At 62.7% G+C, this 21859-nt stretch carries 17 protein-coding genes and 1 tRNA gene; 8 read left to right on the top strand and 10 right to left on the bottom strand.

Going from position 1 to position 21859, the window contains the following annotated elements; all coding sequences use genetic code 11:
- Positions 1-184: 184 nt before the first annotated feature.
- Entirely contained in the window at positions 185-442 is a 258-nt protein-coding gene (locus tag ABQM86_RS10990; RefSeq protein WP_369744407.1) for a hypothetical protein, read from the bottom strand.
- A gap of 39 nt (positions 443-481) precedes the next feature.
- On the opposite strand from ABQM86_RS10990, the gene ABQM86_RS10985 reads away from it, so the two are divergent.
- Positions 482-715: a DUF5703 family protein gene (locus ABQM86_RS10985; RefSeq protein WP_011774832.1), complete on the top strand. Its 234-nt coding sequence runs from the start codon at positions 482-484 to the stop codon at positions 713-715.
- Here ABQM86_RS10985 and ABQM86_RS10980 read toward each other — a convergent pair.
- Entirely contained in the window at positions 695-1873 is a 1179-nt protein-coding gene (locus ABQM86_RS10980) for an acyl-CoA dehydrogenase family protein (protein WP_369744406.1), read from the bottom strand. The two genes, ABQM86_RS10985 and ABQM86_RS10980, sit on opposite strands and share 21 nt — an antisense overlap.
- Positions 1874-1903: 30 nt before the next feature.
- A complete protein-coding gene (locus tag ABQM86_RS10975) occupies positions 1904-3208 on the bottom strand; it encodes a M20/M25/M40 family metallo-hydrolase (RefSeq protein ID WP_369744405.1) in 1305 nt (434 codons plus the stop codon).
- Positions 3209-3475: 267 nt separating this feature from the next.
- Between ABQM86_RS10975 and ABQM86_RS10970 the strand changes: the two genes are divergently transcribed.
- Positions 3476-3558 (top strand) — tRNA-Leu (locus tag ABQM86_RS10970).
- Between the two features lie 177 nt (positions 3559-3735).
- Here ABQM86_RS10970 and ABQM86_RS10965 read toward each other — a convergent pair.
- From ABQM86_RS10965 to ABQM86_RS10955, 3 genes are read right to left on the bottom strand one after another with little or no spacing between them, the layout of a single operon-like run.
- Positions 3736-4662, bottom strand: coding sequence for a MaoC/PaaZ C-terminal domain-containing protein (locus tag ABQM86_RS10965; RefSeq protein ID WP_280622846.1), 927 nt, complete (start codon positions 4660-4662; stop codon positions 3736-3738).
- Positions 4659-5999 carry a 3-oxoacyl-ACP reductase gene (locus tag ABQM86_RS10960; protein WP_369744404.1) on the bottom strand — a complete coding sequence of 447 codons (1341 nt, stop codon included), beginning with the start codon at positions 5997-5999 and terminating at the stop codon, positions 4659-4661. Before ABQM86_RS10960 ends, ABQM86_RS10965 begins: the two co-directional genes overlap by 4 nt.
- Before the next feature lie 10 nt (positions 6000-6009).
- Complete coding sequence (locus tag ABQM86_RS10955; RefSeq protein ID WP_369744403.1) at positions 6010-7362, bottom strand: acetyl-CoA C-acetyltransferase; 1353 nt, start codon at positions 7360-7362, stop codon at positions 6010-6012.
- On the opposite strand from ABQM86_RS10955, the gene ABQM86_RS10950 reads away from it, so the two are divergent.
- Positions 7361-8116, top strand: a complete 756-nt coding sequence (locus tag ABQM86_RS10950; protein WP_369746659.1) for a TetR family transcriptional regulator — start codon at positions 7361-7363, stop codon at positions 8114-8116. The genes ABQM86_RS10955 and ABQM86_RS10950 overlap by 2 nt on opposite strands.
- 47 nt (positions 8117-8163) lie before the next feature.
- Positions 8164-10263 (top strand): acyl-CoA dehydrogenase, encoded by a 2100-nt coding sequence (locus ABQM86_RS10945; protein ID WP_207593553.1) that lies wholly within the window; start codon positions 8164-8166, stop codon positions 10261-10263.
- 123 nt (positions 10264-10386) lie between these two features.
- On the opposite strand, the gene glgA is transcribed toward ABQM86_RS10945, so the two are convergent.
- On the bottom strand, positions 10387-11583 hold the full coding sequence (gene glgA / locus ABQM86_RS10940) for a glycogen synthase (RefSeq protein WP_207593552.1): 1197 nt from the start codon (positions 11581-11583) through the stop codon (positions 10387-10389).
- A 93-nt stretch (positions 11584-11676) separates the two neighbouring features.
- Here glgA and glgC point away from each other — a divergent pair, with 93 nt between their 5' ends.
- Positions 11677-13089: a glucose-1-phosphate adenylyltransferase gene (gene glgC, locus ABQM86_RS10935; protein ID WP_172322769.1), complete on the top strand. Its 1413-nt coding sequence runs from the start codon at positions 11677-11679 to the stop codon at positions 13087-13089.
- 73 nt (positions 13090-13162) lie between these two features.
- The gene (locus ABQM86_RS10930) at positions 13163-14614 is read left to right on the top strand and encodes an SDR family NAD(P)-dependent oxidoreductase (protein ID WP_280622842.1); all 1452 of its coding nucleotides are present in this window, start codon (positions 13163-13165) and stop codon (positions 14612-14614) included.
- Positions 14615-14701: 87 nt separating this feature from the next.
- Here ABQM86_RS10930 and ABQM86_RS10925 read toward each other — a convergent pair whose 3' ends face one another.
- The 3 genes from ABQM86_RS10925 to ABQM86_RS10915 are packed head-to-tail and all read right to left on the bottom strand — an operon-like array spanning position 14702 to position 18088.
- Positions 14702-15553 carry a transglutaminase family protein gene (locus ABQM86_RS10925; RefSeq protein WP_280622841.1) on the bottom strand — a complete coding sequence of 284 codons (852 nt, stop codon included), beginning with the start codon at positions 15551-15553 and terminating at the stop codon, positions 14702-14704.
- The gene (locus tag ABQM86_RS10920; protein WP_026540668.1) at positions 15550-16476 is read right to left on the bottom strand and encodes an alpha-E domain-containing protein; all 927 of its coding nucleotides are present in this window, start codon (positions 16474-16476) and stop codon (positions 15550-15552) included. Before ABQM86_RS10920 ends, ABQM86_RS10925 begins: the two co-directional genes overlap by 4 nt.
- 55 nt (positions 16477-16531) lie before the next feature.
- Positions 16532-18088, bottom strand: coding sequence for a circularly permuted type 2 ATP-grasp protein (locus ABQM86_RS10915; protein ID WP_207593549.1), 1557 nt, complete (start codon positions 18086-18088; stop codon positions 16532-16534).
- A gap of 111 nt (positions 18089-18199) precedes the next feature.
- Here ABQM86_RS10915 and ABQM86_RS10910 point away from each other — a divergent pair, with 111 nt between their 5' ends.
- Both ABQM86_RS10910 and pepN read left to right on the top strand, forming a co-directional pair.
- The gene (locus ABQM86_RS10910) at positions 18200-19237 is read left to right on the top strand and encodes a YeiH family protein (RefSeq protein WP_369746612.1); all 1038 of its coding nucleotides are present in this window, start codon (positions 18200-18202) and stop codon (positions 19235-19237) included.
- 4 nt (positions 19238-19241) lie between these two features.
- The gene (gene pepN / locus ABQM86_RS10905) at positions 19242-21848 is read left to right on the top strand and encodes an aminopeptidase N (RefSeq protein WP_369746610.1); all 2607 of its coding nucleotides are present in this window, start codon (positions 19242-19244) and stop codon (positions 21846-21848) included.
- The last annotated feature ends 11 nt before the right edge of the window (positions 21849-21859 follow it).

Raw genomic sequence — 21859 nt, 5'->3', positions numbered from 1 at the left:
AGTAGTCGATACTCAACTTTGCGCAGGATTACCTATGACCCCTACGTGCGAGTACCTATCCGGGGGTGCAGGGACTACGTGCCTTGACTGCAGAAAACCCCGGAAATCCGGGCCTGAAGGGCTACAAAGATGAGAGCAGGACACAAAAAACCGGCCGCCCCAAGGCGGCCGGTCGGTGGGAGGGCTAGTCCTCGACGATTTCGAGGTCTTCGTCGGGCACCTCGTCGTCTTCTTCTTCCTCATCATCGAACACCTGGAGCGGAGTAACCTCGGAATATGCCTCGTAGAGTGCGTCCTCATACACTTCGAAAGCGTCGGCAACAGCGAAGAACGCGGCCTCGACGGTGGGGTCCCCTTCACCTCGGCGGGCGGAGGCCGCAGCCAGGTGCTCTTCGAGGGCGCCGGTCAATGATTGAAGCGCGACACGCGGATCGATGCTCATGCCTTCACGTTAGCCGGAAAAGGACGAAAATGGAGAGGGATGAGAGAACAATTTCCGGGTAGCTCCGTAGAGCGCCAACGAGACTATGCACGTCAGTACGAGTACCTCGTACTGACGGTGGGACCTGACGATTCTCTGCCCGACGCCCGACGCCGGCTCGCGGAGCATTCCGAATACGGCAAATGGGAGCTCGAACGCAGCGTGCTCTACCTTGGCGGTGGCCGCCGTTTTTGGCTGCGCCGCAAAGTGTATTCAGTGCAGCGGACCGTCTAGCTCCTCCAGCGGCCCCAACCAGGCGTTGGCCACCGTGTTGTGCGCAGATTCGTCATTGGACGGGTGGAAGATTCCTGCCAGGACGTCCCGGTAGAGGCGTTCCATCTCAGAGCCCCTGAAATAGCTGGAGCCTCCCGTGACCCGAATGGCAAGGTCCACCACGTAGCGCGCGTTTTCCGTAGCCCTGGATTTGAGCCCCACCAGACGGGGGAACCACTGGGCCCCGTGGTCCACCAGGTTGTCAACGTCGCGGGCAATGCTGGATATTTGTGGCGCGATGCCGTCCATGGCCAGTGCGGCGTCGGCCACCTTCCACCGAATATCAGGGTCCTGGGCGAAGCTGCGTCCACCGTGCTTGGCCGACACCCGGCGTTTGACGTTTTCTACTCCCAGAGTGAAAGCACGTTGGGCCACCCCCGTATAGACCGCGGCTAGAAGCGTTTCGAAGCACGCGAAAATGGCGAAGATCAGCAGGTCCTTGTTGGGTCCTACCGGGAGCTTGCGGAAGATCCGCTCAGCCGGGACCACGGCGCCATGCAGGAGCGTGGTGTTTGAAGCGCTGGCCCGCATGCCCAGTGTGTCCCAGTCGCTGAGGGTTTCGTGTCCGGGCTCGTCGCGGCGCAGGAAACCGAAGACCAGCTCTCCCTCACCGGCCCTGGCATCGGAGTCTTTTCCGAAAGTGCCCAGCCGGGTCCAGCCCCGGGAAAGGCTCGTGAAGATCTTCCGGCCGGTGAACTTGTAACCTCCATCGGGCAACGGCTCGGCAACGGTGCCCGAGTCGAACAACATGGAGTCGTTGCCCGCTTCGGAAATACCGAAAGCGAAAACTTCACCCTGGCCCGCTTCCTTGAGGACGAAGTCCAACGAGATGTCGCCCCGGGCAGCCATGACCTGCGCGACGCCGGTCCACACCAGGTGCATGTTGACGGCCAGCGCTGTGGCCGGGGCAGCCGTGGCGAGCCGTTGCTGCAAGGCAGCTACCGCTTCGAGACCGAGCCCGAATCCGCCGTCGGATTCCGGGACGAAAAGCTTCAAGTAGCCGGCCGCGGCCAGCTCCTCCAGGTCCTCGTGGAAAAATCCGTTGTTTTGGTCGTAGCCGGCAGCGCGGCCGCGCAGCCGCTCAAGCAGGGCGTCGGGGAGGATTTCCTCGGGTGCCATCACCAGGCCTCTTTCTCGTTGATTATCGGTCTAGTAGTTGCTCAGCAGCCTGTTCAGGACGCGGGCGCCGAATTGGAGGGACTCGGCCGGCACGCGCTCATCGACGCCGTGGAACATGCCGGTGAAGTCAAGCTCATCAGGAAGCATCAACGGGGCGAAACCGTAACCGGTGATGCCGATCTTGCTCAAGGATTTGTTGTCCGTGCCGCCGGAAAGTGTGTAGGGAAGCACCTTGGCGCCGGGATCCTCGGAGTACAGGGCGTCAATCATGGAATCCACCAGGTTGCCGGCGAACGGCACTTCCAAGGACACGTCCTTGTTGACATAGCTGATGTCGATGCCATCGCCCGCCAGCTCCTTGATGGTCTCGAACACCAGTTCCTGCTGGCCGGGCAACGTCCGGCAGTCCACGAATGCCTCGGCCGACTCCGGGATGACATTGTGCTTGTACCCGGAACGCAGCAGCGTGGGGTTGGACGTGTTCTGCAGCGTCGCACCGACAAAGCGGGCGACGGTGCCGAGTTCCTTCAGGATGATGTCAGGGTTGTCGGCATCGAACTCGACGCCGGTCAGTTCGGTGACGCCGTCCAGGAACTGGCGGGTGGTAGGGGTCAGCTCCACCGGCCACTTGTATTCGCCGATCCTGGTGACGGCAGCAGCCAAACGGGTGACGGCGTTGTCGGTGTTGATCTGCGATCCGTGGCCGGCGCGGCCATGTGCCACCAGCCGGAGCCAGGAGAGGCCCTTCTCAGCTGTTTGGAGCAAGTAGGTCCGCTGGCCGCCGATGGTGGCGGAGAAGCCGCCCACTTCGGAGATGGCCTCAGTGGCGCCGTCAAAAAGCTCGCGCCGGTGTTCGATCGCATAGCGGGCGCCGTAAGTGCCGCCTGCTTCCTCATCGGCGAAGAATGCGAAAATGATGTCCCGCTTGGGTTTGCGGCCGGTCCTGGCGAAGTCGCGCATGACCGACAGGATCATGGCGTCCATGTCCTTCATATCCACGGCGCCACGGCCCCAAACCAGCCCGTCCTTGAGTTCGCCGCTGAACGGATCAACGCTCCACTGGTCCTTCAGGGCCGGAACAACATCCAGATGTCCATGAACCACCAAGGCGTCGGCAGACGGGTCTTCGCCGGCCATCCGCGTTACGACGTTGGCGCGGCCGGGGGCGGATTCGAAGATCTCTGCCTCGAGCCCCACTTCAGTAATGAGGCCGGCCGTGTATTCGGCAGCCGCGCGTTCCCCCGGTCCGGTGTCGTCGCCGAAGTTGGAGGAGTCAATACGGATCAGCTCCTGGCAGATCCGGACAACTTCATCTTCGGGGCGGATGACAGACATGGAAACTCTCCTTGCGTGGCTGGGCTGCAGGTTTCGGCGACGTGCACTGCGGCTTCCGCAGCGTGGACGTCCCCTGTCCCATCAGCCTACTCACCGGACGCGGTCCCCGTCAGGAATGCATGGCGCCGGAAGTCGCCGGGTGTCCCTTGGGGCCATCCTGGCCAGCGCCGATTTTTTCGCCACCGGAAACCGTGTTAGAGTTTTTCTCGCTGCTTCGGAGGAAAGTGAAGCACCGGAAGGTGCAAACGACTCCACCGAACACCACCTGCGCGGGTGGCGGAATGGCAGACGCGCTAGCTTGAGGTGCTAGTCCTCGAAAGGGGGTGGGGGTTCAAGTCCCCCTCCGCGCACTATCGCAAGGCCTGGAATCCATGGATTCCGGGCCTTGTTTTGTTTGCGGAACTTTCTGGTGTCGCTGTGGAACCGCACGGTCCGCTCCTGCGGTTCCAGGCAGCAGATACGGGTTTAACGACGACGGCGGTCACCATATGGTGACCGCCGCCCTTCGCTTGACGACGGGACCCTACTCACCCCAACGCAGCAACAGTGCCAGTGAAATGCCGCCGGCCGCTGCGGGCATTCCACGCTGCATAATCCGAGCGTTCCCAACCCCCTGAAACCGACTGAACCGTCGAGATATCCACGGCGACCCGTGCCGGGAGGAACACCGGAGCCTCAAAGGCAACGTCCCACGTGAACGCATCGGCCTTGACGGCCCCCACGTCAGCCAGCGCGCGGGAGGCAAGGTACATTCCGTGGGCAATGGACCCACGCAAGCCAAGAGCCTTGGCAGACAGGACGCTGAGGTGGATCGGGTTGAAGTCCCCGGAGACCGTTGCGTAGCTTCGTCCGGTATCCAAGCCGAGTTGCCACAGAGCGGTGGGGTTGGGAGGAGAAAAATCGCTGGGTGCTGTTGCTCCGTTCGCGCTTCCTGGTTTGTCGATGCCCGGCAGGAAGATGCCCTTGGCCAAATAGGTGGAGACGCCACGCCAGAGCAGTTCGCCACTGGAAGCCGAACGGACCTCCGCCACAACATCCACTTGGGTTCCGGCTTTGTGGCCCGCGAGGTTCTCAGCCCAGGACCTGATGTCCAAAGCCTCGGAGAAGGCAATGGGAACCCGTTGCTCCACATGGTTCTTCAGGTGGATCATGCCCAGGAGCGGCAACGGGAAATCATCCCGGTTCATGACGCTCAAGGACACCGGGAAGGCCAGTGCATGGACATAACCGGCCGGCAGGGTGTCGCTGGCCGTCTCCCCCACCAGATGTTGGTATGCCGTCAGGTTTCCCACGTCTGCCTTGACGTTCCTCACTTCGTGGCTGACTGAGGGCAAGCTGAGCTGGCCTGTTGCCGCCCCCAATACCCGACGGCGGGCCGCGGTTGTTGCCGCATTGACGTAGAGCTTGGACAGTGAGGGCAGCTCCCCGAGGATCACTGGCTGGGGATTGGTCATGCTCCCACCAATTGCTGACCGCAGACCCGCAGGACCTGGCCGGAAATTCCACCAGCGGCGTCACTGGCCAGGAAGGAGATGGCCTCGGCTACGTCCCGCGGCTGTCCGCCCTGCTTGAGCGAGTTAAGCCTGCGGGCAGCCTCCCGGATGGCAAAGGGCATCCGGGCCGTCATTTCGGTTTCAATGAACCCGGGGGCCACCGCGTTGATGGTTCCATCGAAGGGTTCCATCAGCAAGGCCGTGGACCTCACCATGCCGATCACCCCGCCCTTGGAAGCACCGTAGTTGGTCTGTCCCCTGTTGCCTGCGATGCCACTGGTGGAAGCCACCGACACGATGCGCGGTGCGTCCTTGAAGTGTTCGGATGCGAGAAGGACCTCGTTGATGTTCAGTTGGGCTGCGATGTTGACGGCGATCACCGACTGCCATCGGCTTTCGTCCATGTTCGCCAGCAGCCTGTCGCGGGTGATTCCAGCATTGTGGACCACGATGTCGAGCCGGCCGTGGCGTTCCACCGCGTGCTCGATGATCCGGTGACCGGCGTCGTCACGACTGATATCGAGCTGAAGAGCGGTGCCCCGTACCTCGTTGGCCACTGCAGCCAGGTGGTCCCCGGCTGCCGGGATGTCCACTGCAACCACTCTGGCGCCGTCGCGGTGCAGCGTCCGGGCAATGGCAGCACCAATACCCCGGGCCGCCCCGGTGACTACTGCAACCTTGCCGGCCAACGGCCTGTCCGGGTCGCTGGGCAAGGTGCCCGACGTCGAGCTGACCGTCAGGAACTGTCCGTCCACGTAGGCAGAACGCCCGGAGAGGAAGAACCTGAGTGCACCCAATGCCGAGGGGCTCGTGGTGGCGAGGTTGTCGTCGAGCAGTATGCCGTTGGCGGTGGAGCCTGCACGGAGTTCCTTGGCCAAGGACCGCACCAGCCCGTCAATGCCCTGGCGCGCTGCGGCCCCGGAAGGGTTTTGGGCTGACTGGGATGTCCGGGAGATGGTGACTACCCGTCCGTTGGCGCCCAGATCCCGAAGCGAAGTGCCTGCGGTCAGGACGGGCCCGGCAAGGTCTCCGGGGTGTTGGACAGCATCGAGGACCACAATGATGGCGCCCAGTTTTTCCTTGGGCAACGCGTTCCGTCGGACGTCAAGACCCCACCCGAGGAGTGTGGTGGCAATATCGTCCGCACCTGGACTGTCTCCGTTGACCAGAACCGGGCCGGTGACCAGTGGGCTGCCGGGTTGGTAGCGGCGAAGCTCCACCGGCTGAGGCAATCCGAGCCGTTTGGCGACGTTCCTTCCCAGCCCGTGGCTCACCAGTTGTGTGTATTTGTCTGTCATGGAGTTCCCCCTATGCTGCTTCCAGAAGGGCAACGACGCCCTGGCCGCCTGCGGCGCAAACGGAGATCAGGCCGCGGGCCGGACGCCCGTCCACGGAGCCCTTCTCATGCAGCATCTTCGCAAGGGTTGCCACAATCCTGCCACCGGTAGCGGCGAACGGGTGCCCGGCAGCCAACGACGATCCGTTGACGTTGAGCTTTGCCCGGTCAACCTTTCCGAGCGCTCCATCGAGTCCGAGCCTGGTACGGCCAAAGTCTTCGTCCTCCCAGGCAGCGAGTGTACTCAGGACCGTGCCGGCGAATGCTTCGTGGATCTCGAAGAAATCGATGTCCTCGAACGTCAGGCCATGACGGGCCAGCAGGCGCGGAACTGCGAAAACGGGCGCCATGAGGAGGCCGTCCTTACCGTGCACGAAGTCCACTGCGGCGGCTTCGCCGTCCAGGACCGTCGCGAGCTTAGGCAGGCCGTGGGCGTCGGCCCACTCCCCCGTTGCGAGCAGGACGGTGGATGCGCCGTCAGTGAGCGGCGTCGAGTTGCCCGCCGTCATGGTCGCCTCCGCGCCGAGGTTCTTGCCGAAGACCGGCTTCAGCGATCCGAGTTTCTCCAAAGTGGTATCTGCGCGCAGGTTGGAGTCGCGGTTGAGGCCGCGGTAGGGAGTGATGAGGTCATCAAAGAAGCCGCGTTCATAAGCGGCAGCAAGATTGCGGTGGCTGTTGAAAGCAAGTTCATCCTGGGCTTCGCGGGTGATCTTCCACTGCGCCGTAGTGAGTGCCTGGTGCTCCCCCATGGAAAGGCCGGTGCGCGGCTCACCCGTGTTCGGTGCATCAGGTGCCAGGTCCTTGGGGCGGATGCGGCCGATGATCTTGAGCTTTTGGACAGGGGTTTTGGCACGGTTGAGATCCAGCAGGATCTCACGCAGTCCCTCGCTCACGGCGATCGGGGCGTCGGATGCCGAATCCACCCCGCCGGCAATGGCTGACTCAATTTGCCCCAGCTTGATCTTGTTGGACAACCCGATCACCGTTTCAAGCCCGGTCGCGCATGCTTGCTGCAGATCATAGGCGGGAGTTTCCGGTGACAGCGCTGAGCCGAGGACGGCTTCGCGGGTGAGGTTAAAATCCCTCGAATGTTTGAGCACCGCTCCGGCTGCTACCTCGCCAATGTGTTCGTCCTGCAGCCCGAACCTGGCGATCAAGCCTTCCAGCGCCGCGGTGAGCATGTCCTGGTTGGAGGACTTAACGTACGCGCCTCCTGTGCGGGCAAAGGGGATGCGGTTGCCGCCCACGATGACCGCCTTGCGTGGTGCTTGGGGGGTGGAAGCCGGTTCCCGGGTCCCACCCGTGGTGACGTCTGCTGCAGCCATGCTGGTCTCCTTCGATCAATGCCAGTTACTGATACCCAGCGTACCTGATACGCTGGGTATCGTGAACACTCGCCACGAAGAATTCGCCAGTGCCGCAGCGGATGCGCAGAATACCGCCGTCGACGGCCGGACTGCCCGTTGGCAGTCCCACCGCGAGGAGCGGCGTGCCGAACTCATCAGGCAAGCGCGCAAAGCGGTTCACAGGCTCGGTAGTGACGCGTCCATGGAGGACATAGCGGGAGCCGCCGGTACGTCGAAGTCTGTCTTCTATCGCTATTTCGGCGACAAAGCGGGACTTCAGCAAGCCATGGGCGAGGTAGTGCTGGGGCAGATGCAGCGCCGCATGCAGGAAGCCGCACAGCTGGCCCAGACTCCCCGCGAAGGGTTGTTCGCCATGGTCTCCGCCTACCTGCAGATGGCCGAATCAAGCCCCCACGTGTATGCGTTCATTACCCGGCTTACTCCAGGTGAAGCGTCAGCGCAGGACGCCATTGCCGCCTCGGGAGCGCTGGGGAACTTCTTTGAGCAAATCACTGAAATGATCGCCACCCCCATGCGGGAGTACCTGGGCGAAGAGAAGGAAGCGGTGCTTGTCTATTGGCCCACCGCCGCCATCGGCCTCGTCAGGAACGCCGGAGAGATGTGGCTGGGGAGCCCGGCAGGCGGCGCCAAGCCGGACCAGGAAACCATGGCAGCTCAAATCACCGACTGGCTGTGCCTCGGCATTGCTCCAGCGCTCAAGACATCCACCTGACACCAGCAATGACTCATCAGTTGTCGGAAACCAAAGAAGGAAGCAACATGACTGAAGTAGTGGACCGGACCGCATCGGCCCAGCACCCCACAGGCAGCAAGGATGCCGCTACTGGCGCCGAGCCTGCGGTGGACGTCGCCTCGCTTGGAGAGCAGCTTCTCGGCAAGTGGGCACACATCCGCCACGAGGCCCGCAAAGTGGCAGGCAATCCGGCGGTACAAAAGATCGAAGGACTGCACCACACCGAGCACCGCGCCCGCGTGTTCGAGCAATTGAAGTTCCTGGTGGACAACAACACTGTCCATCGTGCCTTCCCCACCCGGTTGGGTGGCTCCGACGATCATGGCGGCAACATCGCCGGCTTCGAAGAGATCGTCACCGCCGATCCGTCACTTCAGATCAAGGCCGGCGTCCAGTGGGGCCTGTTCGGCTCTGCCGTGATGCACCTCGGCACAACGGAACATCAGGACAAGTGGCTCCCCGGCATTATGAGCCTGGAGATTCCCGGGTGCTTCGCCATGACCGAGACCGGCCACGGCTCTGACGTTGCCAGCATCGCCACCACGGCGACGTACGACGAAGCCAGCCAGGAATTCGTCATCAATACACCTTTCCGGGCGGCGTGGAAGGACTACATCGGCAATGCTGCCAACGACGGCCTCGCCGCAGTGGTGTTCGCCCAGCTGATCACCAGGAACGTCAATCACGGCGTCCATGCGTTCTATGTAGAACTCCGTGATCCAGCCACCAAGGAGTTCCTTGCGGGCATCGGCGGTGAAGACGACGGCATTAAGGGTGGACTCAACGGCATCGACAACGGCCGGTTGCACTTTACAAACGTACGGATCCCGCGCACCAACCTGCTGAACCGCTACGGCGATGTGGCGGTGGACGGCACCTACTCCTCCAGCATCGAGAGCCCGGGGCGCCGTTTCTTCACCATGCTTGGCACCCTCGTCCAAGGACGCGTTTCCCTGGACGGAGCAGCGGTTGCTGCCAGCAAGGTTGCTTTGAAGACTGCGATCCAGTACGCCACTGAACGCCGTCAGTTCAACGCCTCCTCGGCAACCGACGAGGAAGTCCTCCTGGACTACCAGCGGCACCAGCGCCGGCTGTTCACCCGGCTGGCCACTACCTATGCGGCCAGTTTCGCGCACGAGCAGCTTCTGCAGAAATTCGACGACGTCTTCTCCGGTGCGCATGACACCGACGCCGACCGGCAGGACCTTGAAACGTTGGCCGCCGCTCTCAAGCCGCTGAGCACGTGGCATGCCCTGGACACGCTGCAGGAATGCCGCGAGGCCTGCGGTGGCGCCGGATTCCTGATCGAAAACCGCTTTGCTTCCCTCCGCGCGGACCTTGACGTGTACGTCACGTTCGAGGGCGATAACACCGTGCTGCTGCAGTTGGTGGCCAAGCGTCTTTTGGCCGATTACGCCAAGGAATTCCGCAGCGCAGACTTTGGTGTCCTTGCCCGCTACGTGGTGGACCAGGCGGCCGGAGTGGCGCTCCACCGGACGGGGCTTCGCCAGGTTGCCCAGTTCGTGGCCGACACGGGGTCAGTCCAGAAAGCCGCCCTGGCCCTGCGGGACGAGGAAGGCCAGCGGACGTTGCTCGCCGACCGGGTGCAGTCCATGGTTGCCGAGGTCGGTGCTGCACTCAAGGGAGCCAACAAACTTCCCCAGCACCAGGCCGCGGCACTGTTCAACCAGCATCAGAACGAGCTCATCGAAGCCGCCCAGGCGCACGCGGAACTGCTCCAGTGGGAGGCCTTCACAGAAGCCCTGGCACAGGTCTCCGATGAGGGAACCAAGCGTGTCTTGACGTGGCTGCGTGACCTCTTCGGGCTGTCCCTGATTGAAAAGCACCTGTCCTGGTACCTCATGAACGGACGGCTCTCGATGCAGCGTGGCCGAACGGTGGGCACGTACATCAACAGGTTGCTCGTCAAGATCCGCCCGCACGCTGTGGACCTCGTCGATGCTTTCGGCTACGGACCTGAGCACCTGCGGGCCTCGATCGCGACCGGCGCAGAATCCACCCGTCAGGACGAGGCGCGGAAGCACTTCCGTGAGCAGCGGGCCAGCGGCAGCGCACCCGCCGACGAGAAAACCCTTCTTGCACTGAAGGCGTCCAAAACCCGCTAGCAGACCCGAGCAGCCACGCGCTTAACAGCTGCGGAACTGTTGAACAGCACGACGGCGCCGCCCCCACCAAAGGGGGCGGCGCCGTCGTGTTTTCCTGTCTTCCGCTGTAGCGGCGCTGGTGGTTCAGCGCAGGACCGAGCGGTAGACCTCCAGCGTTGTTTCCGTAATGGATTCCCAGGAGAAGTGCTCCTCCGCGCGGCGGCGCCCCGCAATGCCCATGTCGCGGGCACGTGCAGGATCTGCCACCACCTCGTTCAAGGCAGCCGCGAAGTCGCTGACGAACTTCTCCGGGTCAAGGGGCGTCCCTGTTCCGTCGGTGACTTGCTCCAGCTGTACCAGCAGCCCGGTTTCGCCATGCTGGACCACCTCCGGAATGCCGCCCGTGGCACTGGCCACTACCGCCGCGCCGCATGCCATGGCTTCAAGGTTCACGATGCCCAGGGGCTCGTAGATCGAAGGGCAGGCGAACGCCGTGGCATGGCTGAGCACCTGGATAAGTTCCTTCCGGGGCAGCATCCGCTCGATGAGGACGACCCCTTGGCGCTTGGTCTGCAGTTCCTCGATGAGCCGTGCAGTTTCGGCCGCAAGCTCGGGGGTATCGGCGGCTCCCAGGCACAGCACCAACTGGACGTCGTCAGGAAGGCTGGACGCCGCGCGAAGCAGGTACGGTACCCCCTTCTGGCGGGTGTTGCGTCCCACGAAGACCACGCTGGGCTTGGCGGGATCGATGCCCAGTGCTCGGATGGCATCGTCCTCTTCATCGCGTTCCCAGAGGGACACATCGATGCCGTTGTGGACAACGCGGACCTTGTCCGGATCAACGTCGGGGTAGCTGCGGAGGATGTCCTGACGCATGCCGTCGGAGACGGCGATGATCGCCGCTGCTGCCTCATAGGCCGTTTTCTCCACCCAGGAGGACAACGCGTAGCCGCCCCCCAGCTGCTCAGCCTTCCACGGGCGGAGAGGCTCAAGGCTGTGGGCACTGAGCACGTGGGGAATTCCGTGCAGCAGCGAGGCGAGGTGGCCCGCCATGTTGGCATACCAGGTGTGCGAGTGGACCAGGTCCGCTCCCGCAATATCCGGAACGATCCTCAGGTCCACGCCCAGGGTTTGAAGGGCTGGGTTGGCGTCGCCGAGGTCTTCGGGGGTGGCGTAGGAAGCCACCGAAGCCCCGTGATAGTCGGTCTCACGCAGCGCGCCGAAGGCCCGCACGTGAAGGTCGACGTGCTTTGCCAGCACCCGGCTGAGCTCGGCAACGTGGACACCGGCACCGCCATAAATTTCCGGAGGGAATTCTTTAGTCACAATGTCTATTCGCACGCTAACCAACGTAGTCGTTCCGGCGTATGTGTTCTAGTGTGAAAGAGTCCGGAAAATCGGACTTTTGGGGGATACGAAGACGTACGGGGAGCTGTGACCATGGCGTTGAAGAAAGTTCTGGCAATCGTATTGGCAGGCGGAGAAGGCAACCGACTCATGCCGCTGACGGCGGATCGGGCCAAGCCCGCGGTTCCGTTCGCAGGCGGCTACAGGCTAATTGACTTTGCACTATCCAATCTCGTTAATTCGGGATATTTGAAAATCGTTGTACTGACGCAGTACAAATCGCACAGCCTTGACCGGCACATCTCGGAGACCTGGCGTATGTCAACGCAACTGGGCCGGTATGTAGCTTCTGTGCCCGCGCAGCAACGCGTGGGCAAGAGCTGGTTCCTTGGCAGCGCCAACGCAATCTACCAATCGCTGAACCTCATCCATGACGACGCCCCGGACATCGTGGTTGTGGTCGGCGCTGACCACGTGTACCGCATGGACTTCTCCCAAATGGTGGAGCAGCACATTGCCAGTGGCGCCAAAGCGACGGTTGCTGCTGTGCGGCAGCCCCTGAACATGGCCAACCAATTCGGCGTGATCGAGGTAGACCAGAACGATCCCCAGAAAATCGCCGCCTTCGTGGAAAAGCCGGCCAGCACCCCCGGGCTGGCAGCAGATCCCACGCAGTTCCTGGCCTCCATGGGCAACTACGTCTTCAACGCAGACGCCCTGGTTGAAGCCCTGCACGTGGATGCAGAGCGCCTCGATACCAAGCACGACATGGGCGGGGACATCATTCCGTATTTCGTGGACCAGGGGGAAGCGGGCGTGTACGACTTCACGCTCAATGACATCCCGGGAGCCACGGATCGGGACCGCACGTACTGGCGGGACGTCGGTACCATCGACTCGTTCTATGACGCCCATATGGACCTCATCTCCCCCGTGCCGATCTTCAACCTGTATAACTCCGAGTGGCCGATCTACACGCGCCAGAGCATCTCGCCCCCTGCAAAGTTTGTCCGAGGCGAGAACAACACAGTGGGTACGGCCCTCGATTCCATTGTTGCCAGCGGCGTGGTGGTCTCCGGTGGCATCGTTGAAGGTTCCGTAATCTCCAACGACGCCTACGTGGCCGCCGGCAGCCGTGTCCAGGACTCCGTCCTTATGGATAAGGTCCGGGTAGGCGAAGGCGCCGTGATTAAGCGGGCCATCCTGGACAAGAACGTGAAGGTTCCTGCTGGTGCGGCCATCGGCCTGGACCCAGCCCTGGATAAGGCACGGGGATACAAGGTGACGGAGTCAGGCATCACCGTGCTGGCAAAGGGCCAGGTTGTGCCCGAGCCCGGCGAGGCCGAGCTCGCGCTGTCCGCGCAACACCGCCGTGGACTGCCCGAGGCTGTCAAGGCCGCCACCCATGATGATCCGGACATCCGCGACTCTGCCGAAAAGGTAGCAGCAGGAATCCAGTCACGCGTAGCGGATGCCGCAGCGCAGGGCGCCTCGCACTAAGCGCTGGACGCCCGACTGACGCCGACAGAACCCGAGGCAGGCCACTGGCTCCCAAGGCTGTAAAATCAGGTCAATGAGCTCCACCGATCTGACGCCTGAAGAGATCCAGGCCTGCCTCAAGGTTCTGACCACGATCCACGTCTATGACGAGGAGCACCCGGACTACGTTGCAGTCCGCCGTGCCACCGGCAAGATGTTCAAAGCCGTCAAGCGGCACCGCCGGGTCACCAAGCGCGACTCCATCGCCGAGGCTGACCGGGCCGTCATTGCCCTGACGGCCACCGCCGCTCCGGACCGCATTGACGACGAAACCCGTGGCAACAAGCTGGCCCCCTCCGTCACGGGTGAGGTCGCAGGCCACCTTATCCGCTCGCGTCCCTGCTACATCTGCAAGAAGCACTACACGCAGGTTGATGCCTTCTACCACCAGCTCTGCCCTGAATGCGCGGCCTTCAGCCACAGCAAGCGCGATGCCCGCACGGATCTCACGGGACGCAGGGCCTTGTTGACCGGCGGACGCGCCAAGATCGGCATGTACATCGCGCTGCGCCTGCTCAGGGATGGCGCCCACACCACTATCACCACCCGCTTCCCCAAGGACGCGGCCCGTCGCTTCGCCGCCATGGAAGACAGCAGCGAGTGGCTGCACCGGCTACGGATCGTGGGCATTGACCTCCGCGACCCGGCGCAGGTCATGGCTCTGACGGACTCCCTCAACGAGGCTGGCCCGCTGGACATCATCATCAACAACGCAGCCCAGACCGTTCGGCGCTCCGGCAATGCCTACAAGCCCTTGGTCGACGCCGAGGACGAGCCGTTGCCTGCCGCCCTTGACGCTGCCAATGGTGGCCCGGAGTTGGTCACATTCGGCCATGCCCATGACAAACATCCCTTGGCCCTTGCCAGCAGCGTCACCGAGCACCCTGTCCTGGCGGGCGATGCGATTACCTCTCTGGCGCTCTCCACCGGGTCCGCGTCCCTGGAACGGATCGAGTCGGGAACAGCGATCGACGCCGGCGGCTTGGTCCCCGACCTCGCCTCGATCAACAGCTGGACCCAAGTGGTGGATGAGGTGGATCCCTTGGAGATGCTCGAGGTCCAGCTGTGCAACGTCACTGCGCCATTCTTGCTGGTCAGCCGACTTCGGGATGCCATGAAGCGGTCGACGGCCCACAGGAAGTACATCGTCAACGTCTCCGCCATGGAGGGACAGTTCTCCCGCGCCTACAAGGGCCCCGGACACCCCCACACGAACATGGCCAAGGCTGCGTTGAACATGATGACCAGGACCAGCGCCCAGGAAATGCTGGATTCCGATGGCATCCTCATGACCGCGGTGGATACCGGATGGATCACCGATGAGCGCCCGCACTACACCAAAGTCAGGCTCATGGAAGAAGGCTTCCATGCCCCGTTGGATCTGGTGGATGGTGCCGCGAGAGTCTACGACCCCATAGTGATGGGCGAAAAGGGCGAGGACCAGTACGGTGTCTTCCTGAAGGACTACAAGCCCTCGCCCTGGTAGAAAATCTGGAGTCTCTGTACAGATAAGGCCCTTAAGAGCAGCTCTTAAGGGCCTTATCTGTAATTAAACTCCTCCGCGACTGAACTCCTACGCGAGGCGCGTGATCTCCACCGAAACGGAGAGTCCCGAGCCGCCGCCACCGGACAGGATGCCCTTCAGTGGGGGAACATCGCGGTAGTCTCGGCCCCGCGCCACCGTGACGTGGTAATCGCCTGCAGGCTTGTGGTTGGTGGGGTCCCAGCTGCGCCATTCCCCATCCCACCATTCCAGCCACGCGTGTGACTGTCCCGCAACGGTTTCGCCAATGTCGGCCGTGGACCTTGGGTGGATGTACCCCGAAACATAGCGGGCAGGGATGCCACTGCAGCGCAATGCCCCAATGGCCAGATGTGCCAGATCCTGGCACACGCCTTGGCGCTGGGACCACGCCTGCTCGGCATTCGTCGTCACCCCGGTGGTGCCCTTCATATAGGTCATCTCACCGGCCATCCAGGCGAACACCGCCAAGGCCGCCTCGTGGGGATTCTTACCCTCCACAACGCCGGGAACAATGCCCAGGACCTCCTCGCCCGGCCCACTGAGCCTGGACTGGGGCAACCAGTCGCTGAACTCGTCCTGGACCTTGTCCGAAGCAATGACGTCCCATCCGACGATGTCGTCCTCGACTGCCACGCGTTCGGTGCGGTGCACTTCCACGGTGGCCGTGGCGAGGACCTCAAGGCTCTCATGCGGCATTTGCATATCGAATGCCGTGACCCTGGTACCCCAGTAGTCACGGTAGGTGCTGACGGACGCCTGATGGGGTGAGACCTTCAGCGAGGACTCGAGAACCACCTGCTGGCCGTCGGTGAGGGGCGTCATCCGGGCCTCGTTATAGGACAACGTCACGCGGCGGTTGTACTTGTAAGCCGTCTTGTGGACGATGCTCAGCCGGGTCATGAAACTTCTCCCACCCAGGCATGCTCATCAGCCTGATTGAAGTACTTACGGGAAATCGCATCGGACGCCTGCGTCACGGCCTTCTGCACACGTTCCATGTGCTCGGGCAGCTCGGACATGAGGTCGTCTGTGCGGTGGAACTCGAGGAACGTGCGGGCCTGGCCAACAATGCGCCGGGCATCGTTGATGAAGCCCACACGCTGGGCTGACGGGTCCAGTTTCGCGAGGCATTCATCGGCATCGCGCAGGGCATAGACGATTGACCGCGGGAACAAACGGTCCAACAGCAGGAATTCCGCGGCGTGCTGGTCTCCGAAGGCAGCCCTGCGCGTACGGATGAACGACTCATAGGCGCCCGCGCATCGGAGCATGTTGACCCACGACATACCCGCAGACTGGACATCGCGCGTTGAGAGCATGCGGGCAGTCATGTCCGCCCGTTCCAAGGACCGGCCCAACACCATGAACAACCAACTCTCGTCATGGCTGACTGTGGTGTCCGCAAGACCGCGGACCATTGCTGTCCGTTCGAGGACCCAGTTGCAGAAACGGTAGGTTCCCACCACATCCTTGCGATGCTGGTTGAGGCCGTAATAGGTGGTGTTGAGGCTTTCCCAGAGTGACTGCGAAACAGTTTCCCGGGCGCGCCGTGCATTCTCGCGTGCAGCCCCCAGCGAACCGGCAATGGAGGAGGCGCTCTGCTTGTCATAAGCGAGGGCATGCAGGAGTTCAGGGAGTCCGAAGTCCTCGCTCTGGGGCTTGGCACCCATCACGGCAAGGAGTTCCCGGGCTACGCTCCGCTGCTCCTCGAGGGGCAGGTGGTTCAGTCGTTCGAGGTGCACATCCAGGATCCTGGACGTACCATCGGCGCGTTCTACGTAGCGTCCGATCCAAAAAAGAGACTCAGCAATACGGCTCAGCATGGAACTGCCTCCTTCGAGGGGTGCAGGTCGAAGTTCAAGTGGTGGTGGGTCGGGGTCACTGTTGCTGCTCCGTTTGGCGGTCACGCCAATTGCTTTCGACGGGCCACACAGAGACCTGTTCACGGACGGTGACGGACTGGCGCGGGATGACCTCGGCGGGCAGCTTCGGCGAGTCGGCCAACACCCAGGTGTCCTTGGAGCCGCCGCCCTGGCTGGAGTTCACTATCAAGGAACCTTCCTTGAGTGCCACCCTGGTCAGTCCGCCGGGGAGGACCCAGACGTCGTCGCCGTCGTTGACAGCGAAGGGACGGAGGTCAACGTGGCGGGGTCCGAATTTGTCCCCGGAAAGCGTCGGCACGGTTGACAGCTGCAGGACAGGCTGCGCGATCCATCCGCGCGGATCGGCAATAACCCGTTTGCGCAGGGCATCGAGTTCGTCCTTCGTGGCATCAGGTCCTATGACCAGTCCCTTGCCGCCTGAACCGTCCACGGGCTTCACCACCAGTTCGTCAAGGCGGTCCAGCACATGCTCCCTGGCTTCCTTTTCCTCAAGCCGGAAAGTGTCAACGTTGGCGATGATCGGCTCTTCGTGAAGGTAGTACCGGATCAGGTCAGGGACGTAACTGTACACGAGCTTGTCATCAGCTACGCCGTTGCCCACAGCGTTGGCTATTGTCACTCCCCCGGCACGTGCGGCATTGACCAGGCCAGGGCAACCCAGCATGGAATCGGAACGGAACTGGAGCGGATCAAGGAAGTCGTCATCGATGCGCTTGTAGATGACGTCCACGCGCTGTTCGCCCGCAGTGGTCCGCATGTAGACCCGGTTGCCGCGGCAGATGAGGTCGCGGCCTTCCACCAGTTCCACGCCCATGAGGCCGGCAAGAAGCGTGTGTTCAAAGTAGGCGCTGTTGAACACGCCGGGCGTCAGGACAACCACCGTAGGATCGTCCACGCCCGCGGGAGCTGTCTTGCGGAGTGCTGAGAGAAGCCGCCGGGGATATTCCTCCACAGGACGGATGTGTTGCTGGCCGAAAGCCTCCGGAAGGCCCTTGGCCATCGCCCGGCGATTCTCCAGAACGTAGCTGACGCCGGAGGGAACGCGGACGTTGTCCTCAAGCACCCTGAAGGTCCCGGCAGCATCACGGACGACGTCGATGCCCGAGACATGGACACGCACACCGCCGGATGGTTCGAATCCGTGGACTGCCCGGTGGAAGTGTGCGCTGGTGGTGACGAGTTGCCGGGGGATCACGCCATCGGTGACTACCGCCATGCGTCCATAGACGTCGTTGAGGAAAGCCTCCAGTGCTTTGACCCGCTGGGCTACCCCGCGTTCCAGGACGTCCCATTCGTCGGCAGGGATAACGCGGGGAACGATGTCCAGCGGGAACGGGCGCTCCTCCCCCGCATAGTCAAAGGTGACTCCGCGGTCCAGGAACGTGCGCGCCATGGAGTCGGCCCGGGCGGTCACATCGGCCAGGGACAGCTCCCGCAAGGCGCCGGAAACCTGACCGTAGGATTTTCTGGCAACGTGGCCGGGGGCAAACATCTCGTCATAGGCGCCGCTGCGGGCAGCGGCCTCGGAGTAATCCTGGAATAGGTCAGACATGGGAATTAGACAATCACCTTTTTGAGTCGAGCGCATTACGCACTGATTGTGTCGCGGTTTCCGGATGCTCCCGGTTCGCCTTTCCGTGCCCCCATCCGGCAGGGTTATGGCATGCCCTTCAACAGTCTTACGCCCCAGCTGTCCCGGCTGGGGCCCGGGTTGGTCCTGAGCATCGCCGCTACGGGTCTTGCCTTCGCAATCCACGCCGTGTTTCCGGCGGTTCCGGCCATGACGCTCGCTGTTGCCTTGGGCTTGCTCTCAGCAAATATACCGGGGACGGCTGTCCTCACGGCGGGGCGCGCCCGCCCGGGGCTCGACTTCGCGGGGAAACACTTCATGCGTGCAGGCATTGTCTTGCTGGGACTTAAGGTCAGCATGGGCGATGTCCTTGGACTTGGGTGGGTGGCACTGCTGCTGATCGCCGGGGTGGTCCTGGTGAGCTTCGCAGGAACGTATGGCCTGGCCCGCTTGTTGCGTCTCCCTCGCGAGGCGGCGTTGTTGATTGCCACAGGCTTTTCCATCTGCGGCGCATCGGCGATCGGGGCCATGGCTGCAGTGCGGCGGATCAGGCACCAGGACACGGTCCTGCCAGTAGCGCTGGTGACCCTCTGCGGCACGTTGGCCATTGGGGTTCTTCCCCTGCTCATGCACCCCTTGGGCCTCAGCCCTGGGCAGTTCGGTGCATGGACAGGGGCCTCCGTCCATGACGTCGGCCAGGTGGTAGCCACCGCCCAAACCGCCGGGACTTCGGCGTTGGCAATCGCCGTCGTCGTGAAATTGACGAGGGTTGTCCTGCTGGCACCGATAGCAGCCACCGCGGGGCTTCATCAGCGGGTTCTCCATGTCCGGGAACGCGCCAATGGAACGGCCGGAATGGAGAGCAGGTTTCCGCCGATTGTCCCTCTGTTCGTGGTGGGCTTCCTCGCATTGGTGGCCGTACGGTCGTTGGGCTGGGCCCCGCCGGTGGCCTTGGAGATCGCGGCAGCGGTCCAGGACATTCTGCTGGCGACGGCGCTCTTTGGACTGGGCTCAGCCGTGCGCATACGGACCCTGATCCACACCGGAGGGCGGGCTGTTCTGGTAGCCCTGGGCTCCTGGCTGCTCATCGCATCGCTGGGCCTGGGCGCCGCCTTGATCATGATTAGATAGCTGTGTGTCGAATCACAATCTATCGCGCGATGAAGCCGCTACCCGTTCAGCCCTGATCACCACCCACAGCTACGACGTCACCCTCGATGTCCGCGACGCGGAAGATCCCGCCGTCTCCGGTTATCCGAGTACCAGCACCATCACTTTCTCCGCTGAGCCAGGCTCTGCCACCTTCCTGGATTTCATCCATGGCGGCGTGCAGTCCGTGGTGCTGAACGGCCAGGCGTTGGACGTCGGATCGGTGGTGGACCGCGACAGGATCACCCTGGCCGGACTGGCAGCCGAGAACACGGTCACCGTAACCGGAACAGGGCTTTACAGCCGCTCAGGCGAGGGCATGCACCGGTTTGTTGATCCCGCCGATGGACAGTGCTATCTCTACACCCAGTACGAACCTGCGGACAGCCGCCGGGTCTTCGCCAACTTCGAACAGCCGGACCTCAAGGCCGAATTTACGTTCCACGTGATCGCTCCGGCAAACTGGGAAGTTGCGTCCAACGGAGTTGAGGAACTGCGGACACCGGAGGCCGGTGACACCCGCGCCGCGCGCTGGGATTTCGCCACAACCCAACGCATGTCCACGTACATCACCACCGTCCTCGCGGGACCCTACTTCAAGGCAACTGACCACTGGGGCGTAACGCTCGACGACGACACCCGCCTTGACGTGCCGCTGGCACTTTTCTGCAGGGCCTCGTTGGCGGACTCCTTCGATGCCGGAGAACTGTTCCGGTTGACCAAAAGCGGGCTGGCCTTCTTCAACGACCTCTTCGACTACCCCTACCCGTGGGGTAAGTATGACCAGGCCTTCGTGCCCGAATACAACCTCGGAGCCATGGAAAATCCCGGGTTGGTCACATTCACGGAAAAGTATGTCTACGCCTCCCGCGCCACCGATGCCCAGTACCAGGCCCGTGCGAACACCTTGATGCACGAGATGGCCCACATGTGGTTCGGCGACCTCGTGACCATGAACTGGTGGGACGATCTCTGGCTCAAGGAGTCGTTCGCCGACTACATGGGGACACTTGGCGTGGACCGTGCCACCGATTGGGACACCGCATGGGTGAACTTCGCCAATAAGCGTAAAGCCTGGGCCTATGTCCAGGACCAGCTGCCCACCACGCACCCGATTGTGGCCGACATCCCGGACCTTGAAGCAGCCAAGCAGAACTTTGACGGGATCACTTATGCCAAGGGCGCTTCGGTACTGAAACAACTGGTGGCCTACGTAGGCTTTGATGCCTTCATTGCCGGCTCCCGTCAGTACTTCCGGGACCATGCGTTCGGCAATACCTCTCTCCAGGACCTCCTCCGCGCACTCAGTACCGCATCAGGAAGGGACCTTGGAGACTGGGCCCGTCAATGGCTTCAGACGTCCGGCATCTCCACGATTTCGGCAGAAATCGTGGACGACAACGGCGTCTTTGGCGCCGTGACGCTTCGGCAGGATGCTATTGACCCCATCACGGGACATCAGGAACTCCGACCGCACCGGTTGCGGTTGGGCCTGTACGACGCTGATGCTTCGGGCCGGCTCGTCCGGTCCGAAAGCCATGAGGTGGACGTGACAGGGCCCAGCACGTTGGTGCCCCAACTGAACGGCAAGCGCCGTCCGGCCCTGCTTCTGGTCAACGATGACGACCTGAGCTACGCCAAGGTCCGCCTGGATCCGGATTCCGAACACACGGTCCGGACGTCGCTCGACAAAATCACCGATCCCATGGCCCGCGCCCTCTGCTGGACCGCATTGTGGGATTCTGCCCGCGACGGTGTGACGCCCGCCGTGCGCTACGTGGCCGCAGTGGAGCAGTTTGCCTCCTCGGAGACAGGCATCGGGGTCCTGTTGAACGTCCTTGGCAATGCCTCCGGCGCCATTGAACGCTACGTTCCGGCGGCAGCCCGTGAAGGGGTACGCAAGGATTTCCTCGCAGTCGTGGCGGCCAGGATGAAGGCAGCAGCCCCCGGTTCAGACCAACAACTGGCATGGGCCAGGACCTTGGCAGACGTGTCCCGGCATGGGGACACTGAACTTCCTTTGCTGCGCGGAATCCTGGAAGGCAACATTGTCATTGACGGACTTGCGGTGGACGCAGAACTGCGGTGGAGCTTCTGGCAGGCCCTGTCCGCCCAAGGCCAGGCGTCACGCGCCGAACTGGACCGGGAACTGCAGGCCGATACCACAGCGTCCGGCAGGGAGGGCCATGCCCTGGCATCGGCGGCCGTGCCGGATGCCTCAGTCAAGGCAGCTGCGTGGGATTCCATGGTTAACAGCCCTGGGCTGTCCAACGAGATCCTGAGCGCAACCATCACGGGTTTCTCCACGGCCCCAGGGTTCCTGTTGGAACCGTATGTGGAACGCTACTTCGACTGTCTCGAGCAGGTATGGGCGGAACGCAGCATCGAGATTGCCGGCAGGATTGTGCGCGGATTGTTCCCGGGCGCCCAGGACTTGAGCGAGGGCATGCAGCCCGCCGAACATCCGGTGCTGGTACGGACGGATGCTTGGCTGAAGGCGCACGCTGACGCTCCCCGCGCCCTGCGCCGGATAGTCATCGAGCAGCGAAGCCACTTGGTGCGGGCACTCACGGCACAGGCCGCCGTGGGGTAGTTCCCACCGGC

Source organism: Paenarthrobacter sp. AMU7 (genome assembly GCF_041200195.1).
Classification (GTDB): domain Bacteria; phylum Actinomycetota; class Actinomycetes; order Actinomycetales; family Micrococcaceae; genus Arthrobacter.
Note: the sequence above shows the minus strand (reverse complement) of the source record. Positions and strands in the feature narration are given on the sequence as shown.

Coding starts and splice junctions, on each gene's coding strand:
- ABQM86_RS10990 (WP_369744407.1), bottom strand. CDS start 442: ATGAGCATCGATCCGCGTGTCGCGCTTCAATCATTGACCGGCGCCCTC.
- ABQM86_RS10960 (WP_369744404.1), bottom strand. CDS start 5,999: ATGACAGACAAATACACACAACTGGTGAGCCACGGGCTGGGAAGGAAC.
- ABQM86_RS10945 (WP_207593553.1), top strand. CDS start 8,164: ATGACTGAAGTAGTGGACCGGACCGCATCGGCCCAGCACCCCACAGGC.
- ABQM86_RS10910 (WP_369746612.1), top strand. CDS start 18,200: ATGCCCTTCAACAGTCTTACGCCCCAGCTGTCCCGGCTGGGGCCCGGG.
- ABQM86_RS10920 (WP_026540668.1), bottom strand. CDS start 16,476: ATGCTGAGCCGTATTGCTGAGTCTCTTTTTTGGATCGGACGCTACGTA.
- ABQM86_RS10975 (WP_369744405.1), bottom strand. CDS start 3,208: ATGTCTGTCATCCGCCCCGAAGATGAAGTTGTCCGGATCTGCCAGGAG.
- ABQM86_RS10950 (WP_369746659.1), top strand. CDS start 7,361: ATGCTGGTCTCCTTCGATCAATGCCAGTTACTGATACCCAGCGTACCT.
- ABQM86_RS10915 (WP_207593549.1), bottom strand. CDS start 18,088: ATGTCTGACCTATTCCAGGATTACTCCGAGGCCGCTGCCCGCAGCGGC.
- ABQM86_RS10980 (WP_369744406.1), bottom strand. CDS start 1,873: ATGGCACCCGAGGAAATCCTCCCCGACGCCCTGCTTGAGCGGCTGCGC.
- ABQM86_RS10955 (WP_369744403.1), bottom strand. CDS start 7,362: ATGGCTGCAGCAGACGTCACCACGGGTGGGACCCGGGAACCGGCTTCC.
- ABQM86_RS10965 (WP_280622846.1), bottom strand. CDS start 4,662: ATGACCAATCCCCAGCCAGTGATCCTCGGGGAGCTGCCCTCACTGTCC.
- ABQM86_RS10985 (WP_011774832.1), top strand. CDS start 482: ATGAGAGAACAATTTCCGGGTAGCTCCGTAGAGCGCCAACGAGACTAT.
- ABQM86_RS10925 (WP_280622841.1), bottom strand. CDS start 15,553: ATGACCCGGCTGAGCATCGTCCACAAGACGGCTTACAAGTACAACCGC.
- ABQM86_RS10930 (WP_280622842.1), top strand. CDS start 13,163: ATGAGCTCCACCGATCTGACGCCTGAAGAGATCCAGGCCTGCCTCAAG.